This is a genomic window from Streptodolium elevatio, assembly GCF_053592165.1.
Genome location: NZ_JBSFVE010000016.1, coordinates 64,118 through 84,834 on the forward strand (window position 1 = coordinate 64,118; position 20,717 = coordinate 84,834).

Annotated in this window: 17 protein-coding genes; 13 read left to right on the forward strand and 4 right to left on the reverse strand. The window is 73.3% G+C overall.

Going from position 1 to position 20,717, the window contains the following annotated elements; translation table 11 throughout:
- The 5 genes from ACWD12_RS26875 to ACWD12_RS26895 all read left to right on the forward strand — a co-directional run bounded on the left by ACWD12_RS26875 (position 1) and on the right by ACWD12_RS26895 (position 4,113).
- The gene (locus ACWD12_RS26875) at positions 1-1,311 is read left to right on the forward strand and encodes an ATP-binding protein (RefSeq protein WP_450101686.1); all 1,311 of its coding nucleotides are present in this window, start codon (positions 1-3) and stop codon (positions 1,309-1,311) included.
- 332 nt (positions 1,312-1,643) lie between these two features.
- Positions 1,644-1,961 carry an integration host factor, actinobacterial type gene (mihF, locus tag ACWD12_RS26880; RefSeq protein WP_358363720.1) on the forward strand — a complete coding sequence of 106 codons (318 nt, stop codon included), beginning with the start codon at positions 1,644-1,646 and terminating at the stop codon, positions 1,959-1,961.
- Positions 1,962-2,039: 78 nt separating this feature from the next.
- On the forward strand, positions 2,040-2,606 hold the full coding sequence (gene gmk, locus ACWD12_RS26885; RefSeq protein ID WP_450101687.1) for a guanylate kinase: 567 nt from the start codon (positions 2,040-2,042) through the stop codon (positions 2,604-2,606).
- 69 nt (positions 2,607-2,675) lie between these two features.
- A complete protein-coding gene (gene rpoZ / locus ACWD12_RS26890; RefSeq protein WP_231777208.1) occupies positions 2,676-2,939 on the forward strand; it encodes a DNA-directed RNA polymerase subunit omega in 264 nt (87 codons plus the stop codon).
- Positions 2,940-3,081: 142 nt separating this feature from the next.
- A complete protein-coding gene (locus ACWD12_RS26895; protein ID WP_450101688.1) occupies positions 3,082-4,113 on the forward strand; it encodes a TIGR03617 family F420-dependent LLM class oxidoreductase in 1,032 nt (343 codons plus the stop codon).
- 190 nt (positions 4,114-4,303) lie between these two features.
- Here the strand turns inward: ACWD12_RS26895 and ACWD12_RS26900 are convergent, their stop codons facing one another.
- The gene (locus ACWD12_RS26900; protein WP_450101689.1) at positions 4,304-7,831 is read right to left on the reverse strand and encodes an SCO7613 C-terminal domain-containing membrane protein; all 3,528 of its coding nucleotides are present in this window, start codon (positions 7,829-7,831) and stop codon (positions 4,304-4,306) included.
- A gap of 406 nt (positions 7,832-8,237) precedes the next feature.
- Here ACWD12_RS26900 and coaBC point away from each other — a divergent pair, with 406 nt between their 5' ends.
- The 5 genes from coaBC (at position 8,238) to ACWD12_RS26925 (ending at position 14,371) form a co-directional block, all read left to right on the forward strand.
- Positions 8,238-9,455, forward strand: coding sequence for a bifunctional phosphopantothenoylcysteine decarboxylase/phosphopantothenate--cysteine ligase CoaBC (coaBC, locus tag ACWD12_RS26905; protein WP_450101690.1), 1,218 nt, complete (start codon positions 8,238-8,240; stop codon positions 9,453-9,455).
- 246 nt (positions 9,456-9,701) lie between these two features.
- Positions 9,702-10,895 carry a methionine adenosyltransferase gene (gene metK / locus ACWD12_RS26910; protein WP_358360027.1) on the forward strand — a complete coding sequence of 398 codons (1,194 nt, stop codon included), beginning with the start codon at positions 9,702-9,704 and terminating at the stop codon, positions 10,893-10,895.
- Positions 10,896-11,608: 713 nt separating this feature from the next.
- Positions 11,609-12,436, forward strand: coding sequence for an AfsR/SARP family transcriptional regulator (locus tag ACWD12_RS26915; RefSeq protein WP_450101691.1), 828 nt, complete (start codon positions 11,609-11,611; stop codon positions 12,434-12,436).
- A gap of 142 nt (positions 12,437-12,578) precedes the next feature.
- Entirely contained in the window at positions 12,579-13,178 is a 600-nt protein-coding gene (locus ACWD12_RS26920; protein ID WP_450101692.1) for a nuclear transport factor 2 family protein, read from the forward strand.
- 26 nt (positions 13,179-13,204) lie between these two features.
- Positions 13,205-14,371: an acyl-CoA dehydrogenase family protein gene (locus ACWD12_RS26925; protein WP_450101693.1), complete on the forward strand. Its 1,167-nt coding sequence runs from the start codon at positions 13,205-13,207 to the stop codon at positions 14,369-14,371.
- 62 nt (positions 14,372-14,433) lie between these two features.
- On the opposite strand, the gene ACWD12_RS26930 is transcribed toward ACWD12_RS26925, so the two are convergent.
- Positions 14,434-14,856 (reverse strand): nuclear transport factor 2 family protein, encoded by a 423-nt coding sequence (locus tag ACWD12_RS26930; protein ID WP_450101694.1) that lies wholly within the window; start codon positions 14,854-14,856, stop codon positions 14,434-14,436.
- Between the two features lie 187 nt (positions 14,857-15,043).
- On the opposite strand from ACWD12_RS26930, the gene ACWD12_RS26935 reads away from it, so the two are divergent.
- From ACWD12_RS26935 to ACWD12_RS26945, 3 genes are all read left to right on the forward strand, one after another.
- Positions 15,044-15,988: an aromatase/cyclase gene (locus ACWD12_RS26935; RefSeq protein ID WP_450101695.1), complete on the forward strand. Its 945-nt coding sequence runs from the start codon at positions 15,044-15,046 to the stop codon at positions 15,986-15,988.
- 135 nt (positions 15,989-16,123) lie between these two features.
- Positions 16,124-17,056 (forward strand): MBL fold metallo-hydrolase, encoded by a 933-nt coding sequence (locus ACWD12_RS26940; RefSeq protein ID WP_450101696.1) that lies wholly within the window; start codon positions 16,124-16,126, stop codon positions 17,054-17,056.
- A complete protein-coding gene (locus ACWD12_RS26945) occupies positions 17,049-18,065 on the forward strand; it encodes an acyltransferase domain-containing protein (RefSeq protein WP_450101697.1) in 1,017 nt (338 codons plus the stop codon). Before ACWD12_RS26940 ends, ACWD12_RS26945 begins: the two co-directional genes overlap by 8 nt.
- Before the next feature lie 93 nt (positions 18,066-18,158).
- On the opposite strand, the gene ACWD12_RS26950 is transcribed toward ACWD12_RS26945, so the two are convergent.
- Together ACWD12_RS26950 and ACWD12_RS26955 are read right to left on the reverse strand one after the other, a co-directional pair.
- Complete coding sequence (locus tag ACWD12_RS26950; RefSeq protein ID WP_450101698.1) at positions 18,159-19,412, reverse strand: ketosynthase chain-length factor; 1,254 nt, start codon at positions 19,410-19,412, stop codon at positions 18,159-18,161.
- Entirely contained in the window at positions 19,409-20,680 is a 1,272-nt protein-coding gene (locus ACWD12_RS26955) for a beta-ketoacyl-[acyl-carrier-protein] synthase family protein (protein ID WP_450101699.1), read from the reverse strand. The genes ACWD12_RS26950 and ACWD12_RS26955 overlap by 4 nt, the downstream gene beginning before the upstream one ends.
- Positions 20,681-20,717: the final 37 nt, after the last annotated feature.

Consider the following 20,717-nt stretch of genomic DNA (forward strand, 5'->3'; position numbering starts at 1 on the left):
GTGCCCGACGACATGGCCGACCGCCGGTCGCGGCGGCCGATCCGCGGCTTCCGCCCGTCCATCCGGCTGCGCATCGCGGTGGCGATCGCGGCCGTCTCCTGCGTGGTCGCCTCCGTGCTCGGCCTGCTCGTGCACGAGACCTCGCAGCGGCAACGGCTGGACCGGGGGCGGGACATCGCGCTGGCACGGTTGGACGCGGCGCTCAGCGCCTACGGCCGCACCGGCCAGGTCAGCGGCCCCGGCGCCGCGGTCGACGACCCCGAACTGCCGGCTGCGCTGCGCCGGGTGCTGGCCAAGGGCCACCAGGGCACCGTGCTGGTCCGGGGGCCGGTCGGCCAAGAGGTCTGGGCCGCCGCGCCGGTCGAGGACCACGTGGTCTCGACGCGGCTCGAATACGCCCTCGTCGCCGGCTCCGGCGCCGACCTCGACCGGGCGATCGTCGCCTCCGCGCTGTTCGCGGTCGGGGTGACGGTGCTCGTCGGCGTGGCCGCGTCCGCCGGCATCAGCCGTCGCCTGCGGCACGTGCAGCGCACCTCGCGGCGCATCGCCGACGGCGACCTCGACGCGCGCGTCGGCCGGATCGGCGGGCGCGACGAGGTCAGCGACCTGGCCGCGTCGGTGGACCGCATGGCCGAGGCGCTCCAGGAACGCCTCCGGTCCGAGCAGCGCTTCACCGCCGATGTCGCGCACGAACTGCGTACGCCCCTGACCGGCCTGGTCACCGCCGCGGAGCTGCTGCCCGCGTCCCGCCCGACCGAGCTGGTCCACGACCGCGTGCGTGCACTCCAGGCGCTGGTCGAGGATCTGCTGGAGGTGTCGCGGCTCGACGCCGCGGGGGAGACCGCCGAGGTACGCGCCTTCCGCCTCGGCGCCGCGGTCCGCCGCGTGGTCGCCGCCGCGGAGGCGGCCGGCGCCGGGCCGACCCGGTTCGAGCTCGTCGAGGACGCCGTCGTCGAGACCGACGGCCGCCGCCTGGACCGGATCCTCGGGAACCTCGTGGTCAACGCGCACCGGCACGGCGCGCCCCCGGTCGAGGTCGTCGTCGGCGGGCACACCGTGACCGTGCGGGACCACGGGCCCGGCTTTCCGCCCGACCTGCTGGACCACGGGCCGCAGCGGTTCCGCTCGGGCCACCGCGAGCGCGGGCGCGGTACGGGCCTGGGCCTGACGATCGCGATCGGGCAGGCCCGGGTGATCGGCGCGGAGCTGGACTTCGGCACGGCCGTCGGCGGCGGGGCGCTCGCGGTGCTCGTGCTGCCGGGCCCGCAGGACGACGGCCCTGCCCCGGAATCGGGAGAGAAGTATCCGTAGTGCGTCGCCGTCGCGTCCCGTCGCGTCGTCGGTGAGTGGTTCCACAGGTTAAGGACCGCTCGCAGTTTTGTTCCTTTTATTGCGAAGTATCGGTTCTTCAAGGCCGAACGTGCTGTCGATTCGTCCGCCAAAGATGCCCTGGGGTGGTCTTTTCGGCAGATTCGGACGACGCGGCGCGTTCCGCGGACTAGGCTCCCTCACAAGCTCACTCGGTCGAGCGTTTCGCGTTGCCGCGGGCGCTGTGACCAGCTAGGTTCCACAGTTGCGGTGGCCCAAGAGGGGCAACCGCGGCCCATAACCATCCGGTGTATCGAAGTCCGAGGTGACACGGCGTGGCTCTTCCGCCCCTGACCCCCGAACAGCGCGCAGCCGCGCTCGCGAAGGCCGCTGAGGCTCGGCGGGAGCGTGCCGCGGTGAAGAACCGCCTGAAGCACTCCAACGCCTCGCTGAGCGAGGTGATCAAGGAGGGCCAGACCAACGACGTCGTCGGGAAGATGAAGGTCTCGGCTCTGCTCGAGTCCCTCCCCGGCGTCGGCAAGGTGCGCGCCAAGCAGCTGATGGAGAAGCTGAACATCTCCGAGACCCGTCGCGTGCGGGGCCTCGGGTCGAACCAGATCGCGTCGCTCGAGCGCGAGTTCGGCGGGAAGTAGTCCCCGCTGTGGGACCACGTCCTTCCGGGCCCGGCACATCGCGACCGGCCTCAGCAGAACGGCACTGAGAACAGCACCATGCACGACTCACAGCAGCAGCGTCGGCTCACCGTGCTCTCCGGCCCCTCCGGGGTCGGCAAGAGCACGGTGGTCGCGCATCTCCGCGGCCAGCACCCCGAGGTGTGGCTGTCGGTGTCCGCGACCACCCGCAAGCCCCGGCCCGGTGAGATCGACGGTGTGCAGTACCACTTCGTCGACGACGAGCAGTTCGACAAGCTCGTGGCCGCCGACGAACTCCTGGAGTGGGCCGAGTTCGCGGGGAACCGCTACGGCACGCCGCGCCAGGCGGTCCTGGACCGCCAGGAGGCCGGCGTCGCGACCCTGCTGGAGATCGAACTCGAGGGGGCCCGGCAGATCCGCCGGGCGATGCCGGACGCACTCCTGGTCTTCCTCGCGCCGCCTTCCTGGGACGAGCTGGTCCGCCGGCTGGTCGGACGCGGCACCGAGTCGCCGGAGGTCATCGAGCGCCGCCTCGCGCAGGCGAAGGTGGAACTGGCCGCGGAGTCCGAATTCGACGTGACACTCGTGAACACGTCCGTCGAGGATGTCTCACGCGAACTGCTAGCCTTGATGAACGTTTCCTGAATCGATAGAGATCCCTGTCGTCGTGTGGTGCACGCCCACGGCCGAGGGTCGTTAGGGAAGGCCCCCGCCTTGTCAGTCACCTCCTCCGCGCCCGAAGGCATCATCAACCCGCCGATCGACCAGCTCCTCGAGGTCACCGACTCGAAGTACAGCCTGGTCATCTACGCGGCGAAGCGTGCGCGGCAGATCAACGCGTACTACTCGCAGCTCGGCGAGGGCCTGCTGGAGTACGTCGGCCCGCTCGTCGACACCCACGTGCACGAGAAGCCGCTCTCGATCGCCATGCGCGAGATCAACTCCGGCATGCTCACCGCGGAGCCCATCGAGGGCTGAGGCCCTCCGCGGCCCGCGAGGCCGCCCGGTTCACCGCCGCGCCCGGTCCGCCCCTATGTGGGCAGGCCGGGCGCGACACGTTTCGGGATCGGCACGGCACCCGCTCTTGACCCCGTCGCCTGCCTGCCCTATTCCTGACGGCATGTCAGATCAACGGGCGCTACCCGTCGACACGCTGCTGGACGTCCCGCTGCACCAGGCCGCCGAGCGTTCCCGGGAACTGCGCGACGCGGGCTTCGACGGGGTCTTCACCTTCGAGGGGCCGCACGACGTCTTCCTGCCGCTGGTGCCCGCGGCGGCCGAGGGACTCGACGTCATGACCAACATCGCCGTGGCCTTCCCGCGCAGCCCGGTGCACCTCGCGCACGCCGCGTACGACCTGCACCTTGCCTCGCGGGGCCGGTTCCGGCTCGGCCTCGGCACCCAGATCAAGGCACACGTCGAGCGCCGCTACGGAGCGGTCTGGTCGCGGCCGGTCGAGCGCATGGCCGAGACGCTGCGCGCGGTGCGCACCGTGCTCGACTGCTGGCAGACCGGGGAGCGCCTGGACTTCCACGGCGACTTCTTCGACCTGACCCTGATGCCGCCGACGCTGTCGCCCGGGCCCAACCCGTATGGCACCCCGCCCCTGCTCGCGGGCGGCGTCGGGCCTCGCATGCTGCGCATGGTCGCCGCGACCGCGGACGGCCTGCTCGTGCACCCGTTCAACACCGACGCGTACCTGCGCGGACACCTGCTGCCGTCGGTCGAGGCCGGACTCGGCGAGGCCGGGCGTACGCGCGACGACTTCGCGGTCGTCCTCGACGTCATCGTGGCCGCGGCCCGGACCGAGGAGGAGCACGAGCGCGCGGTGGCCGGGGCGCGCGCGATGGTCGCGTTCTACGGATCGACCCCCGCGTACCGGCCCGTTCTCGAAGCCGAGGGGTACGGCGACCTGCAACCCGAACTGCACGCCCTGGTCAAGGCCGGGCGCTGGGCGGACATCCCGGCGGCCGTCGACGACACCCTCCTGCACCGCCTCGTCGCGGTGGGCACGCCGACCGAGGCGGCCCGCATCCTCGGTGAGCGGGCCGCGCTCGCGGGTGCCGACCGACTCGGCTTCTACCTGCCCTACCGCGCGGATTCGGAATGCGTCGCCGAGGTACTGGACGCGCTGCGCAAGCCCGGCACGTGACGGCGCACGCCTCGAAGAGCCCGCGGCGCGGCGGGCAGCGTCCCTGAACGAATCGGCTGCCCAAGCCGCTCGGCTGCCGAAACGGCTCGGCTGGCGAAACGGCTCGGCTGGCGAAACGGCTCGGCCCCGCCGCCCGGGACAAGTCCGGGAGGCGGGGCCGAGCCGTTCACCTGATGCGCCGCACCGCCGGTCAGTCGAGCGCGCGGACCGTGCGGCCCAGTCGGGCCAGGTCGCGCAACCGGCGCTCGTACGTCCAGCCCAGCAGGATGAGCAGCGCGCCGGCGCCGGCGAAGATCCCCCAGCGCGGGAGCGCGTGGTACGCGGCCAGCACCGGGGACGTCAGCTGGAACACCGCCAGGACCGCGAGCGTGCCCACACCCATGAGCAGCGGGGCCTGGAGCCGGAAACGGGCCCCGACGACCAGGCTCGTGAGCGCCGCGGCACCGAGCAGCGCGGGCCGCAGTGCGGCGTCGTCCGAGATCGCGAGCGGCAGGGACGGCAGCAGCGTGAGCGCGAGGCCCGCACCGTACGCCGCCCACGAGTGCAGCTCGGGCCTGCGCCCGCGCAACCACCGGCCGCCCGCGAGCAGCAGCACGCCGGGCAGGACCGTGTACGGCTCGGGCTCTGCCACGCCCGCCGTACCGAGCCCCGTCCAGTACGCCGCGAGCAGCAGCGCCGCCCCCGTGCCGGCCGAGGCCCGGCGCAGGTCCGTCATCCCCGGCACCCGGGACGGGACACCGCCCGCGAGAACCCCCGCGGCCCCGGTGACCAGCAGCGCAAACCACGCCAGTTCGGGCCTGGTGCCCACGACGCCGAAGAACCCGGCGCCCGCGGAGCACACCAGCACCACGACCACGGCGACCGGCAGCGGCACGATCGACGCGCGCAGGTGCGGGACGAGGACGTACGGCGCCGACGCGACGCACACGACGAGCAGCGCGACCCGGCTGTCCGGCGCATCCGCGGCCATGGCCGCGAACACCGTCGTCAGCACCAGCAGCGCGGCCAGGACCGGCGGCCACAGACCCGGCGCGGCCGAACGCCGGGCCGGCATGCGGCAGGCGGCGGCGAACGCCGCGACGGCCACCGCCACCGTCCGGGCGCGCTCGTCGCCGAGCGAGTTGAGTACGGCGGCCGTCAGGCCGAGCGCCGCAAGCGCCTCGACCGTTCCGGCCAGGAGCACGCGGTCGGGGACGGCGCCCTTCACCAGGGACACGCGGCGGGTGTGCGCCGACGGGCCCGCGGCCAGGATGAGCCCGGCGGTCGCGGCTGCCGCGACGGCCGACCACGAGGCCGACGCCCCGGCCGCGTACGCGCCGACGGCCGCGGTGGAGACCGCCCCGGCGGCGGCCGCCCCGGCCCACGTGGGCCGGCGTTCGGCCGCGTCGGCGAGCACACCCACCAGCGCCGCCGCGGTGACCGCGCCCCGCGCGGTCACGAACGCCCGCTCGTCGGGATGCGCCATCGCGGCGGCGCCGAGTGCCCAGGCGCCCGCGACGCCGACGACCGGCCAGCCCAGGGCCGGCCGCCGCCGCGCGACGGGAACCCCGGCCGCGACCAGCGCCGAGGCCGCGACCGCCAGACCCGCCGCGATCACCGGACCGTCGACACCGCGCCAGGCCGCGGCCATCGCGGCGTCGGTGAACAGCATCGCGGTGGCCGTCCCGGCCAGGGCGGGCCGCAGTGTCGCCGGAACCGCGGCCGCCAGCCCGACGAGCACCAGCGCCCCCGGCCCCCACACGGCGACCGAGACCGCCTCGTCCGCCAGCGACCAAACCGTGCCGAGCGCCACCAGGGCGAAGCCCGCCGCCCGCGCGGAATGCGCCTGCCAGGCGATCGGGAACAGCCGGCCCGCCGCGGCGGTGAGCCCGGCACCCGCGACCACCTGGTACGCGATCGCGACCGGCATCGGAACGTCGAACACGAAAGGCGCGACCACGAGTTCGGAGACCACCGTGATCAGCCCGAGCATGCGCCACCAGGCCCGGCGTCCGAGCTGGTGTGCCGCGACGCCGACGGTCAGCGCCACCGCGACGATGATCACCGAGGGAGCGGCACCCGGTTCCCAGTGCCCGGACGGCGTCAGGACGTCCCGGGCGCCGGTCCAGCCCCCGTCCTCGGCCGACCACGGGTGCGACAACCAGGAAACGGGTCCGAACAGCGCCGAGGCCACGGACACCACGGCCGTCACCGCGCCGACCGCGAACGGCAGCGAGAGCACCACCAGCGGGCCGGCCCGGTACGCCCGAGGCACCGCGTGGACCAAGGCCACCAGCACGAGCATGAACACCGACAACGCCGCGACGGCCCATCCCGTGGAGATGTCGGAGCCCGAACCGTCGTCGTCCGTCAGGGCCGCGCTCAGCAGGAGCGTCGCGCAGAACGCCACCGTGGCCGCACCCGAGGCGACGTGCCGGATCGCGCCGAACGCGCGCATCACCCGCGCCACGAAGCCGGCTGTCACGGCCACCGTGACCATGGTGATCGCGGCCGGGCCGCGGCCCGCCTCGGACACCGCCAGCCCGAACGCCGCAAGCCAGTACGCCGCCGAGGCCAACAGCGCGGTGCGAACCGCGGGCGACTTGGGCAGCGAGCGGGCCGGGGCGGCGTGGCCGTCGGCCTTCACCGCGGCGTCGACCGGCGTACGGAACGCCCAGTGCAGCAGCGCCACTTCGGCCGCCGCCTGGGCGGTGAACCCGATTGCCAGAGGCAGCAGCGAATCGCGCGACTCGCCGATGTGCCCGGCCAGCAGCGGAACGGGTGCCTGCAGCAGCAGAGCAGCGGACACCCGCAAGGTGCGAAGGCCCAGGACCATGCTTCCGGCCAGGGCCGCGCCGCCGACGGCGGCCACGGTCACGGCGGAGACCAGCAGACCCCCCGAGCCGCGTACTCCTCCGAGGTCGGCGGCGTAGGCCGCGTAACCGTCGAGCAGGCCCAAGGCCACCGCGACCACGCCCAACGCCTCCGCGGTGAGGGGCAGGTCGCGGCGCTCGGCGACGGCCGTACCGGCCGCCGCGGCGACCAGCATCAGCGCCATCACGATCGCCCGCCCGCCGGTGCCGGTGCGCTGCCAGGTCATCGCGACGAAGACGATCGCCGCGATGATCAGGAACAGCACGCCGGTGCCCAGGATGAGACGTGCGACCCGGCGGCGCCCGACCTCGACGGCCGGGGCGGAGCCGGGGGCGGCACCCGGACCGGCACCCGTCCCGTGCGCGGCCGGGGGCCGGGCCGCACTGCGGTTCCACGGCGCTTGGCCGGACGGCCGAGGCGGAGCGGCGGCCGGACTCAGAGCCGCGGCGGCCGCCGCGGCCGCCTGAGCGGTCGGCGCAGTAGTAGAGGCAGTAGCAGAGGCAGCAGTAGGTGTCGTGGTGCCGGCGGCCGCGGTCGCCGACGCGCGGGTCACCGGCAGTGCCCCGAACACCTCGCGCCGCCACCGTCCGCCGCGCTGCGCGGTGGGCACCGGCTGCACCGGCGGGTGTGTCGCGGTGCCGACCGGCATGCGCGGCGGCCCAGAGGTCCCCGCGGCGTCGTCGCCTGTCCCTGCGCCCGCCCCCACGGCAGGCGGGGACGCGGGCTTGGGCACCGGGACGGTGGCGGCACGCATGCGGCGCAGGATCACCGTCCGCTTTTCCAGCAGCCGCTTGGCGTCAGTGCTGACGGTCCACAGCTCCGCGGCCAGCGGGCCGGTCAGCGGAAGCGCGCAACGCTCGCACATCGACGGCCTTGGCGCGGGCAACGGGCCCGTGCAATCCGGGCATCTCGCGGGATCCGCGAGCAAATTGATGTCGATCATCGAAGTCTCCCCCGGTACGCACGCGGGTGTGTGCGCACGCTGGTCGCGGTCGTCGGACCCTTCTCGCGGGCGATCGACCGCGCCCGAAAACGGAGTTCCCCGCTCCGTGCCCCCAGCGTCGCGCGGCACGCGACGCCGGGCCATCCGCGTTCGTACTCAGAAGCGGTACTCGGTGTTCCTGCCGGATTCCCCCCGACGACATCTGCGACGCACCCGCGAGCCCGCCGGTTCGCCGGGCGCATCCGGGCGTCGCTACGCTCGAAAGCCGTAGGCACGGACAACATGCATGAACCCACCGGCCCCGTGCGCGGCAGATGCAGGAGAAGCGATGACCCAGCAGCGTCCCCGTGTGGTCCTCGGCGTCGCCGGCGGCATCGCCGCGTACAAGGCGTGCGATGTCCTGAGGCGGTTCACCGAGTCCGGGCACGAGGTACGCGTCGTGCCGACCGCGAGCGCGCTGAAGTTCGTGGGGGCGCCGACCTGGGCGGCGCTCTCCGGGCAGCCGGTGGCCACCGACGTGTGGGACGACGTGCACGAGGTGCCGCACGTGCGCATCGGGCAGTCCGCGGATCTCGTCGTCGTCGCCCCGGCGACCGCGGACATCCTGGCCAAGGCGGCCCACGGCCTGGCCGACGACCTGCTCACCAACACGCTTCTCACGGCACGCTGTCCGGTGGTGTTCGTGCCCGCGATGCACACCGAGATGTGGGAGCACCCCGCGACCCGCGAGAACGTCGCCACGCTGCGCCGGCGCGGCACGATCGTGCTGGAGCCCGCGGTGGGCAGGCTCACCGGCAAGGACACCGGCAAGGGACGCCTGCCCGAGCCGGAGGAGATCTTCCGGACCGCCCGGCGCGCGCTGCTGCGCGGCAACCAGGCGCCCGACCTGGCAGGGCGTCACATCGTCGTCTCGGCGGGCGGCACGCGCGAGCCGCTCGACCCGGTCCGGTTCCTCGGCAACCGATCGTCCGGCAAGCAGGGGTACGCGCTGGCCCGCACCGCCCTCGCCCGCGGTGCCCGGGTCACCCTGATCGCCGCCAACGTGGGCCTCCCGGACCCCGCGGGCGCGGACGTCGTGCCCGTCGGCACCGCCGTCGAACTGCGCGAGGCCGTCGTGAAGGCGGCCGCCGACGCGGACTGCGTGGTGATGGCGGCGGCGGTCGCCGACTTCCGGCCGGTCGCGTACGCCGGCGGCAAGATCAAGAAGACCGATGCCGAGCCGGACCCCATCGCGCTGGTCAAGAACCCGGACATCCTCGCCGAGATCTCGCGCGAGCGCGCCCGTCCCGGCCAGATCGTCGTGGGCTTCGCCGCGGAGACCGACGACGTGCTGGCGCACGGCCGCGCGAAGCTCGCCCGCAAGGGCTGCGACCTGCTCGTGGTCAACGAGGTGGGGGAGACCCGTACGTTCGGCGCCGACGGCAACGAGGCGGTCATCCTGGGCGCCGACGGCGGCGAGGCCCCGGTGCCGTTCGGCCCCAAGGAGGACCTGGCCGACGCGGTGTGGGACCGGGTCGCCGCGCTGTTCGGCCCGCCGGCGGGCTGATCCGGCGTCGCGGGCGCCGCGGCACGCCCGGCCCGCTGTTCGGCGCGGCTCCCGGTCTCCGTCGGCCCCGCGTGCTTGGCGGCCGCTGCCGACAGGGAGTGAGGAACGCCACGTCATCCACGTGGCTGGACGGCTGCTACGTCGGCGCCCCCCTTCGGGCTACACTCGGGCCAGAATTCCGGCGGCACGTGCTCCAACCTGCGCGTAGTCGTCAGCCAGCAGCCGCTGCAAACCTCAGGGAGCGAAGTGTCCCGTCGACTGTTCACCTCGGAGTCCGTGACCGAAGGTCACCCGGACAAAATCGCCGACCAGATCAGCGACTCCATCCTGGACGCGCTCCTCAAGGAGGACCCCAAGTCCCGGGTCGCCGTCGAGACGCTGATCACCACCGGCCAGGTCCACGTCGCCGGCGAGGTGACCACCAAGGGCTACGCGGACATCCCCACGATTGTCCGCGACCGTGTCCTGGAGATCGGCTACGACAGCTCGAAGAAGGGCTTCGACGGCGCATCGTGCGGCGTGTCGATCTCCATCGGCTCGCAGTCCCCGGACATCGCGCAGGGCGTGGACGACGCCTACGAGGCCCGGGTCGAGGGCGACGAGGACGAGCTCGACCGCCAGGGCGCGGGCGACCAGGGCCTGATGTTCGGGTACGCGTGCGACGACACCCCCGAGCTGATGCCGCTGCCGATCACGCTCGCGCACCGCCTGTCGAAGCGCCTGTCCGAGGTGCGCAAGAACGGGACCATCCCCTACCTGCGCCCGGACGGCAAGACCCAGGTCACCATCGAGTACGACGGCGACCGCCCGGTCCGGCTGGACACCGTGGTCGTCTCCTCGCAGCACGCCGCCGACATCGACCTCGAGTCGCTGCTCGCCCCCGACATCCGCGAGTACGTCGTGGAGCCGGAACTCGCGAACCTCGGCATCGAGACCGAGGGCTACCGCCTCCTGGTCAACCCCACCGGCCGCTTCGAGATCGGCGGCCCGATGGGCGACGCCGGGCTGACCGGCCGCAAGATCATCATCGACACGTACGGCGGCATGGCCCGGCACGGCGGCGGCGCCTTCTCGGGCAAGGACCCGTCCAAGGTGGACCGCTCGGCGGCGTACGCGATGCGCTGGGTCGCCAAGAACATCGTCGCGGCCGGCCTCGCCCGCCGCTGCGAGGTCCAGGTCGCGTACGCGATCGGCAAGGCCGAGCCGGTCGGCCTCTTCGTCGAGACCTTCGGCACCGAGACCCTTCCGGTCGAGAAGATCCAGACGGCCGTCACCGAGGTCTTCGACCTGCGTCCCGCCGCGATCATCCGCGACCTCGACCTGCTGCGCCCGATCTACACCGCGACGGCGGCGTACGGCCACTTCGGCCGCGACCTGCCGGACTTCACCTGGGAGCGCACCGACCGCGTCGACGCCCTGAAGGCGGCGCTCGGCCGATAGGCCCCGCCCCCCGGTAGGCCCCGGCCCCGGAACCCACGTTCGCGACGGCAACCCGCCAAACCATCACCTGGTCTGGCGGGTTGCCGTCGTTTGGCGTATACCGGCAGGTGACCCGCCCAACGCAAGGCGCAGGGTGCCACGCGCGGACTTCCCCGCGCGGATTGGACAGCGCGAGGCAGCAGTCTCCCCAAGTGTCCGGCCGTCGGCCGTAGTCGCGTGCACCGGTGGTGTACCTGTGGTGGAGGGACGCTTGAGCGGCGGACGCGCGTTGCTGGAGCGTCGGAGCAAGCATCGCTCGAATCCCCTGAAGGCAATCCGGCGTTAACATCCGGGGCCGAGAACGGCCCTTGACTCAAGCTACGATTCCCGGCATACGCTTCGTGCCGTGACCAACTTTCGGGGGAAAGATGACGACACCCGGCACCGGGAGACCGCCGCAAGACGCCTGACCGCCACGGCGTCCAATTCGCGGGCGGCATAAGGGCCGTCCAGGGGTGCTCCGCCCCGGAATCCGAAACACCGACGATCCGCGGTCGCCGCATGCGCGCGCTGCCGCGGCCGGTCGGCATGCGGGGTCGTGATGCGCTGAACCGCTACCGCGTCCAGGTCCGACCTGGTGGGCCGTGACCCTGCCGCCACCCCGAACTCCGTTACCCCAATGGCGTGTTGCGACCGCCCTATGTGACGACGATGTCGAGAAGGCGAAGGCTCTCATGGAATTCGGTGTGCTCGGCCCGCTGCGGATGACCGCACAGCGCATCTCGTACGTCCCCACCGCACCCAAACAACGCCAACTGCTGGCGTTGCTCCTGTTCAACGCCAATCAAGTGGTCTCCACGAGCTCGTGCATCGAGGAGTTGTGGGAGTCCGCACCTCCCGCGAGCGCGCTCTCGACGCTCCAGACGTACGTGCTCCAACTCCGCCGCGCCCTGCGCGGCGTGCCGCACATCGGCAGTCTCCAGGACGCCCGCAAGACCCTGGAGACCCGGGACGGGGGCTACCTCCTCGTGGTGCACCCGGGCGAGCTGGACCTGCACGTGTTCGAGCGGCTGGTGAGCCACGGGCGGACGGCGCTCGACCACGACGACGACCGTACGGGCTCCCGCTTACTCGGCGAGGCACTCGGCATGTGGACGGGCGCGGCGCTGGCGGATGTCCAGACCGGGCCGATCCTGCAGAGCTACCTCACCGGCCTTGAGGAACAACGCATCTGCGTCCAGGAACAGCGCATCGAGGCCGACCTGCGTCTCGGCCATCACCACGAACTGCTGGGCGAGCTGAGTGCGTTGGTCACCCAGAACCCCACCCACGAGAACCTGCACGCGCAGCTGATGCTAGCGCTCTACCGGTCCGGGCGGCCCGCCCAGGCCCTGAGCGTGCACCGCCGGCTGCGCCAAGTCCTGCACGACGAACTGGGGTTGGAACCCTCGCCGCGCATGCGCCGGCTGCACCAGGCGGTGCTGGCGTGCGACCCGGTGCTCGACATGCCCTCGCAGGCCCGCGGGCGCCTGTCGCTCGACCTCCCCGCCCGGGCCGGCTGACGGGTCGTGCCGGACGGCCCCGCGGTTCGGACCGGGCCGTCCGGCCCCGCCTCGAGCGGGGTTCCGGCCAGCCTCCAGGGCTCGTTGCCAGGCTCGACCGCAGGTGCCGCGCCGCGGCGCCGGAGCCCCAGGGAGGAGAACCATGACGCAGACCGCTCCGAGCGCGGTCCGGCCGGCGGTGGTGACGCCCGAGCTGTATCTCTCGGTCCAGCAGTTCTACGCACGGCACATGCAGGCCGTCGACGACGATAACGCCGAGGTGTGGGCCGACGACTACACCGAGGACGCCGAGTTCGACACCGACGCGCTGCCCGCGCCGTTGTTCGGCCGCGGGACGATCCTCGCCCGGCTCGCGAAGGCCGGCGCCGCCCTGGCGGAACAGGGCGTCACCAGGCGCCACTTGATGAGCATGCTGACGGTGCATCCCGAGTCCCCGGACAGCGCCGAGGGCGACGTCGGCGCGGACGCCGGGGACGGCGCGGACGGCGGCGAGCCGGTGGTCCGGCAGGTGCGCACCCGGTCCAGCTTCCTGGTGCTGCACAGCAGCCCCGGTACGCCGACCACGGTGTTCCGCAGCGGAATCTGGGAGGACACCCTGGTGCGCAGCGAGGGCGGCCCGTGGCGGATGCGCCGTCGCCGGGTCGCCGGCGACGGGGCGGCGCACGGCGCGGAGCGCGGCGTCGCGTACGGCAGCGCCGCGGTCGGGCCGGCGCAGGGGTCGACACAAGGGCCGGCACGGTGAAAGGCCCCCGCCCCAACCTGAGTTCCGTGCCGCCGGACACGGTGCCCGGGCCGCTGCCCAGGGCGTGCGTGGACCCGGCGTCCACCGCGCCGCTGCTGGACGCCGCCCGGGTGGTCGCCGCGATCGCCGCCCGGCACGCGGCCGCCTCGGACGTCCGGCGCCGCCTGCACCCCGAGGTCGTCGAGGCACTCGTCGAGGCGGGCTTTGCCGCGCACTTCGCGCCGACCCGGTGGGCGGGCCGGGCGGGGTCGTTCGGCGAACTCACCGCGGCGGTGGCCGTGGTCGGCGAGGGATGCGCATCGGCTGCGTGGACCGCGTCGCTGTGGGCATACACGGCCCGGTTCGCGGCGTACCTGCCGGCCGAGGGACAGGCGGAGATCTGGGAGAAAGGCCCGGACACCTGCGTGGTCAGTGCGCTCGCCCCGACCGGCGACGTGCGCGCGGTGCCAGGCGGCTGGCAGTTGTCGGGGCGCTGGCCCTACACCAGCGGCGTGGACTTCTCCGACTGGGCGCTCGTACGCGGTCCCGGTGTGCCGGGCGGCGATCCGGGCCGCTTCTTCGCGCTGCCGCGCGACGCGTACGACATCCAGGACACGTGGCACAACGTCGGCATGCGTGCCACCGGCAGCAACACGCTGGTCGTCGAGGACGTGTTCGTGCCCGAGCAACGCAGCTTCCTGGTGGCCGACATGGTGGGCGGACAGGGCTCCGACTCGCCGGCCCGCTGCCACAACGTGCCGCTCCTCGCCGTCAACGGGCTCACCTTCGCGGCGCCGGTGCTCGGGTCGGCGCGCGGGGCGCTGGTGTCGTCCGCGCGGTGGCTCGCCGACAAGCAGGACGTCCACGGCCGACCGGTGGGGCGCTCGCCGGCCGTCCAGACGGCGGTCGCCCGCGCGGCGGGCGAGATCGACATCGCGGAGATGCTGCTCGGACGGATCGCCGCGGGGGCGGACGACGACGCGGCGGTCACCGGGGCGCAGGTCGCGCGCAACGGCCGCGACGCGGCGCTGGCGGTGGAGCTGATGACGTCGGCCGTCGACCGGCTCTTCCGCAGCGGCGGCACGCGCGCCCAGTCCGACTCGCACCCGTTGCAGCGGGCCTGGCGGGACGTGCACGCGGCGGGAAGCCACGTCGCGCTCCAGTTCGACTCGGGCGCGGAGGCCTTCGTGGACCATCTGCTGGCGTCGGTGTGAAGACGCGTGCGGGGTGGCGGGCCGCGTCGGCCCCGCCACCCCGCACGCACGTCCGCACCCGGTCAGCGCGAAGGCAGGTCGTCCCGTACGACGGTGCGCGACCGGCTGGCCAATTCACCGTCCACGCGAACGAGTTCGTCCTCGACCACGCAGGTCGGCTCCCACCGCGTCGAGCCGTCCGAGGCGGTGATGCTGATCGCCGCGTAGTAGTTCGTGCGGATCCCGCCGTCCGCCTCGGGCGTCACCCGCAGCATGTCGAACCAATGCCTCGGCTGGGCCCCGTCGAACCGGTCGGAGGCGGCCTCGGACGCCTTCGCGATGATCTCGCGCCCGCACACCTCGGCCCGGCCGCCCGCCGGACGGAAGACGCCGTCCGGCAGGAACGTGCCGGCGAAGCCCTCGAAGTCCCCGTCGTCCAGCATCGCGATCTGTCGTGCGTAGAACATCTGGACCTCCACGTACAGGTCCCCGCTGACCGCCGCCATCGTGTGCCTCCTCGGCTCGCGCCCCGCCGACTGCGGTGGCATCTCCGGCGAGCCTGCCGGGTCGGCCTGGAAACGTGCTCGAATCCCGAGCGACGCCCGACGGACGGGCTCCATCCGCGCTCCAGCCCCGCTCCACCCGCGCCGATGACAGTGGTCCGCGAGCCGTCGTCGCCGAGGAGGCACGCGCATGACCACGTACGAGACCGAGCACCGGATCACCGTCGCCGCGCCACCCGACACCGTGTATGCACTGCTCGCGGACGTCGCGGGCTGGCCCCTGGTGTTCGGCCCGACCCTGCACGTCGAGGTGCTCGAACAGCAGGGCACCAGCGAGGAGTTCGCGATCTGGGCGACCGCCGGCGGCGAGGTGGCGCAGTGGACGTCGCGCCGCACGCTCGACCCGGTGGCCCGGCGCATCCGCTTCGACCAGCAGACGCCGCGCGCCCCGCTCGCCGCGATGGGCGGCGAGTGGATCGTCGAACCCGAGGGCGACGGAACGCTCGTGGTGCTGACGCACGACTTCACGATGCGCCCGGACGCGGCGCTGGGACCGGACGCCGTGCATGCCGTCGTCGACGCCAACAGCGAGGCCGAGCTCGCGGCGCTGCGCCGGCACGCGGAGCAGGACGAAGCCGCCGACCTGCTCCTGGAGTTCGAGGACACGGCGGACATCGACGGGTCCGCCGAGGCGGTCCACGACTTCCTCTGGCGCGCCGAACGGTGGCCCGACGCCCTTCCGCACGTCGTCGCACTCGAACTGGCCGAGGACGCCGACGGGGTGCAGACCATGGACATGGACGTACGGAACCACCGCGGCGAACAACACTCGCTGCGTTCCATCCGCATCGGCCGCCCCGGCCACCGCATCGTCTACAAGCAACTCGTCCTGCCCCCGGTCGCCACCGCCCACTTGGGCGAATGGACCGTGACCGGCACGGCACACGGCGCCCGCGCGGTCGGCCGGCACCGGATCGTCCTGGAGCCGGCGGGAATTGCCACGGTCCTCGGCCCCGACACGGACCTCGCGGCGGCCAAGGCCGCGGTCCGCGAGGCGATCGGCGGGAACAGCCGCACCACGCTGCGGCGGGCGAAGGAGACCGTCGAGTCCCTGGCACGGGCCCCGCGGGTCTGAGCGCGAACGCGCTCGTGCGCGGGAGTGGAACGACCCATCACGACCACCGACCACCGACCACCCGTCACCGATCACCGATCACCACCACCGGTCGCCCGCTCGGCGACCGGTGGTCACCACCGAGAGGAATCCGCCGTGGGACTCGACAACAGCGCGCTCGCCCCGCCGCGAACGGAGGAAGTCGCCGACGGGGTATTCGCGTACGTCCAGCCCGACGGCGGCTGGTGCGTCAACAACTGCGGGATCGTCACCGATGGAGGCGAGACCGCGCTCATCGACACCGTCGCCACCGAGGAACGCGCGGTACGCCTGCGCAAGGCCGTCGCCGACGTGGCCGGGGGCGGTCCCGGCGTCGTGGTGAACACCCACCACCACAGCGACCACACCTTTGGCAACCATCTCTTCGCCCCCGACGCGCTGTTCGTCGCGCATGAGCGCACCCGCACCGAGATGACCGCCGCGGGACTCGGCCTCACGCAGTTGTGGCCGGACGTCGGATGGGGCGACGTACGCGTGACCCTGCCGTCGCTGACCTTCCGCGACCGCGCGACGCTGAACCGCGGGGGCATCGGCATCGAGCTGATCCACTTCGGCACCGCGCACACCACCAACGACGTCGTGGTGTGGATCCCGGACCGCGGCGTCCTGTTCACCGGGGACATCGCAATGTCCGGTGTGACGCCCTACTGCCTCATGGGGTCCATCCAAGGTTCCCTGGACGTGCTGGCGCAGATGCGGGCCCTCGGCGCGACCACCGTGGTGCCGGGCCATGGACCGGTCGGCGGCCCGGAGATCCTGGACGCGAACGCCGCGTACCTGAGTTGGATTCAAGAGGCGGCCCGCGCCGGGGCCGCCGCCGGGATGAGCCCGCTGGAAGCCGCCCGGGCGGCCGAGCCCGGCAGCTTCGCCGAACTCCTGGACCCGGAGCGACTGGTGGGCAACCTGCACCGGGCGTACGTCGAACTCGCCGGCTCCGAAGGGCCCGAGCTGGGGACGCCATTGGACGTCGTCGCCTCCTTCATGGAGATGGTCGAGTTCCACGGGCGCCTGCCGGACTGCCATGCGTGACTCGGCGGCGCGCCCGGTCGTGCTCATGCTCCCCGGGCAGGGGGCCCAGTACGCACGCATGGGCGCCGGACTCTACGGCAACGACGGCGGCTTCACGGCCGCGCTGGACCGCCTGTTCGAGGCATACGCGACGGCCGGCGGCGACGCGGAGCGCCTGCGCGCCGTGTGGCTGGCCGCCGATCCGGCCGACGCCCCGGCTGGCGCGATCCACGAATCCGCCTGTTCGCAACCGCTGTTGTTCGCCGTCGGGTACGCCCTGGGCGAGGCGCTGCGGGCCTACGGAGTCGTCCCGCACGCTCTCCTCGGGCACAGCGTCGGCGAGTTCGCCGCCGCGGGCCTGGCCGGGGTCTTCGACGTCGCGGCCGCGGGCCATCTGCTCGCGAGCCGCGGTGACGCGCTCGCCGCGATCGGCCCGGGCGGCATGGTGGCCGTTGCGGCATCGGCGCGCGAACTCGCCCCGTACACCGGTACGGAGGTGGTCGTGGGCGCGGTCAACGGCCCTCGGCAGAGCGTCCTCGCGGGTGCCCGGGGCCCGTTGGCGGAGGCCGCGTCGCGACTGCGCAAGGACGGGCTCGTGTGCCGGGCGGTGGCGGGCGACCTGCCCTTTCACAGTCCCGCGGCGGCCGAGGGCGCACGGGTGTTCCGCGAGGCGTTCGCCGGCATCGAGTTGAGGTTGCCGAGCGTGCTCGTCCAGTCCACGGCCACGGGCCGGCCGGTCGGCGCCGAGGACGCTCTGCGGCCCGCCTTTTGGGCGGACCAGATCGCGGCGCCGGTGCTGTTCTGGCCCGCCCTGGACGCGCTGCTGTCCACCGGCGACTTCACCCTCGTCGAGGCGGGCCCGGGACAGCAGCTGGTCGGCTGGGCGAAGCGGCACCGGGCGGTGCGCTCCGGGGCGTCCGCGACGCTCCCGCTGCTTCCCCCGCAGCCCGGTCCCGCGGACCGCGACCGGGCGGTGTTCGACGCGGCCGTCGCGGCGCTGTCCGCCGACGGGGTCGCGAAGGCCGGTTGAACACGGCGACGGCCGGGTCCCCGAATTCCCCCGGGGCCCGGCCGTTCGTGCGTGCCGCGGCGTCGTCGGCGCGGTCGCACGGTTGCGCCGTCCTCACAGTGCGGCGGCCCGCACCACCAGCGCCGAGTTGAAGCCCCCGTGGCCGCGCGCCAGAACCAGCGCCGTCGTCAGCCGGGCCTCCCTGGGCCGGTCCCTGACCAGGTCGAGCCGGCAACCGGGGTGCAGTTCGGGGACGTTGACGGTCGGCGGGATCACCTGGTCGCGGATCGCGAGCAGCGCCGCGGCGATGTCCACCGGCGGGCCGCCCGCAAGCATGCGGCCGGTCATCGTCTTCGGCGCGGTGACCGGGACGCCCTCCGGCCCGAACAGCGCGGTGATCGTGTCCGCCTCGACGCGGTCGGCCTCGGGGATGCCGGCCGCGTCGGCGAATACCACGTCGATGCCGTCCGGCGTCAACCCCGCGTCGACGATCGCCAGTTCGGCCGCCCTGCGCAGCGCGGGAGGCCGCCCGGTCTGCGGCAGCGGGTCGAACGTCGCGGCGTACCCGGCGATTTCCCCGTAGCACCGCGGGGCCCCGCGCTCGCGCGCGGAGGCCGCGTCCTCGGTCACCAGGATCGCGCCGCCTTCGGCCGGGACGAACCCGTCCGCGTCCGGCGAGAACGGCATGTACGCACGCTCCGCGACCCGCGCCCGGCTCAGCTTGCCGTGCGACATCTGCGCCACCATGGCGTACGGATTCAGCGGGGCCTCCATGCCGCCGGTGACCACCAGCGGTGTCCCGCGCCGGATCTGCCGCCGGGCATGGCCGACCGCGTCGAGCCCGGCCGCCTGGTCGGCCACCAGGACGTCGCCAGGTCCGCGCATGCCGTGCCGGATGGAGATCTGCCCGGTGTTGACCGCGTAGAACCACGCGAAGCTCTGGTACGCGCTGACGTGGGCGGGACCCTTCGTCCACAGGTTCTGGATCTCGCGCTGGGTGAAATAGAAGCCGCCCGAGGCGTTCGCGGTGACGACACCCATCCCCAGGTCGTCCACGCTGCCGGGGGCGATCCCGGCGTCGGCCACCGCCCAGTCGGAAGCCGCGACGGCGAACCGCGTCAGCGGATCGGTCTGCGGCATCAGCCGGCTCGGTACGTGCTCCGTCGGGTCGAAGTCGACGACGTCGCCCACGAAGCGGCAGGGGTAGCCCGACCCGTCGTATTCGGTGATCGGCGCGATCCCGCTGCGCCCCGACAGCGTCGCGGACCAATACGCCTCGGTGCCAAGTCCGTTGGGTGCCAGCACGCCCAGACCGGTGACGACCGTCGTCCCGGCCGGTGCGCCGACGGCTGTGGACACGGCCGTCACGACCGCACCCCCTCGGGCCGACGCAACACCATCGCGCTCTGGAAGCCGCCGAACCCGCTGCCCACCGACAAGGCGACGTCGACCAGTTGCTCGCGCGCGTGCAACGGCACATAGTCCAGGTCGAGTTGCTCGTCGCGTTCGTGGAGGTTCGCGGTCGGCGGGACCACGCCGTGTTCGATCGCCAGGGCGCACGCCGCGATCTCGATCGAGCCGATCGCCCCGAGGGAGTGCCCGATCATGGACTTGATCGAGCTGACCGGCGTGCGGTACGCGTGCGCGCCGAGCGCCCGCTTGAACGCCGCGGTCTCGTGGATGTCGTTCTGCTTGGTCGCCGAGCCGTGCGCGTTCACGTAATCGACCTGGGTCGGGTCGGTACGGCCCTCGTCCAGCGCGACGCGGATCGCCTCGGCCATCTCGATGCCGTCCGGCTTGAGGCCGGTCATGTGGTATGAGTTGGACCGCGACGCGTAACCGGATATCTCGGCGTAGATGTGCGCGCCCCTGGCCCGGGCGTGCCCGTACTCCTCCAGGACGAGCATGGCCGCACCCTCCGCGAGTACGAAGCCGTTGCGGGTCCGGTCGAACGGCCGGGACGCGGTGGTCGGTTCGTCGTTGCGCGGCGAGGTCGCCTTGATCACGTCGAAGCAGGCGACCGCGAGCGGCGAGATCGGCGCGTCCGTGCCACCTGCGAGCACCACGTCGGCGGTGCCCTCGGCGATGAGGTCCCGCCCGTAGCCGACCGAGTCCAGGCCCGACGTGCAGCCCGACGACACCATCGTCACCGGGCCCTCGGCACCTGCCGCCCAGGCGACCTCGGCGGCGAAGGAGCTGGGGACCAGGTGGGCGTACAGCTCGGGGACCGCGTAGTCGTGGTCCAGGACCCACTTGCGGCCGGTGTCGCTGAGGACCCGGTACTCGTTCTCCAGGCCGGTCGTCGCGCCGACCGCGCTGCCGAGGCTGACCGCGACGCGCGCGGGGTCCAGGCCGGACAGTTCCAGGCCGCTGTCCGCGAGGCATTCGCGGGTGGCGACGACCGCGAACTGCGCGGCGCGATCCATGCGGGCGACCTCGCGGTGGCTCAGCCCGTGTTCGGCCGGGTCGAAGTCGATCTCGCCGGCCATCTGCGAGCGGTACGCCGCGGCGTCGAACAACGTGATCGGGCGCGTCGCGGTGCGGCCCGAGGTGATCAGATCCCAGAAGTCCTTGGTCCCGACCCCTCCCGGCGCCACCACCCCTATGCCGGTGACGACGACGCTGCGGCGGCTCATGCCGCCACCCCGCTTCGCTCGGCGGCCGCATTCGCGA

What these genes read in the sequence shown, in the direction of transcription:
- gmk (WP_450101687.1), top strand. Translation starts at nt 2,040, where the DNA reads ATGCACGACTCACAGCAGCAGCGTCGGCTCACCGTGCTCTCCGGCCCC.
- ACWD12_RS26895 (WP_450101688.1), top strand. Translation starts at nt 3,082, where the DNA reads ATGTCAGATCAACGGGCGCTACCCGTCGACACGCTGCTGGACGTCCCG.
- ACWD12_RS26900 (WP_450101689.1), bottom strand. Translation starts at nt 7,831, where the DNA reads ATGTGCGAGCGTTGCGCGCTTCCGCTGACCGGCCCGCTGGCCGCGGAG.
- coaBC (WP_450101690.1), top strand. Translation starts at nt 8,238, where the DNA reads ATGACCCAGCAGCGTCCCCGTGTGGTCCTCGGCGTCGCCGGCGGCATC.
- ACWD12_RS26915 (WP_450101691.1), top strand. Translation starts at nt 11,609, where the DNA reads ATGGAATTCGGTGTGCTCGGCCCGCTGCGGATGACCGCACAGCGCATC.
- ACWD12_RS26920 (WP_450101692.1), top strand. Translation starts at nt 12,579, where the DNA reads ATGACGCAGACCGCTCCGAGCGCGGTCCGGCCGGCGGTGGTGACGCCC.
- ACWD12_RS26930 (WP_450101694.1), bottom strand. Translation starts at nt 14,856, where the DNA reads ATGGCGGCGGTCAGCGGGGACCTGTACGTGGAGGTCCAGATGTTCTAC.
- ACWD12_RS26935 (WP_450101695.1), top strand. Translation starts at nt 15,044, where the DNA reads ATGACCACGTACGAGACCGAGCACCGGATCACCGTCGCCGCGCCACCC.
- ACWD12_RS26945 (WP_450101697.1), top strand. Translation starts at nt 17,049, where the DNA reads ATGCGTGACTCGGCGGCGCGCCCGGTCGTGCTCATGCTCCCCGGGCAG.
- ACWD12_RS26955 (WP_450101699.1), bottom strand. Translation starts at nt 20,680, where the DNA reads ATGAGCCGCCGCAGCGTCGTCGTCACCGGCATAGGGGTGGTGGCGCCG.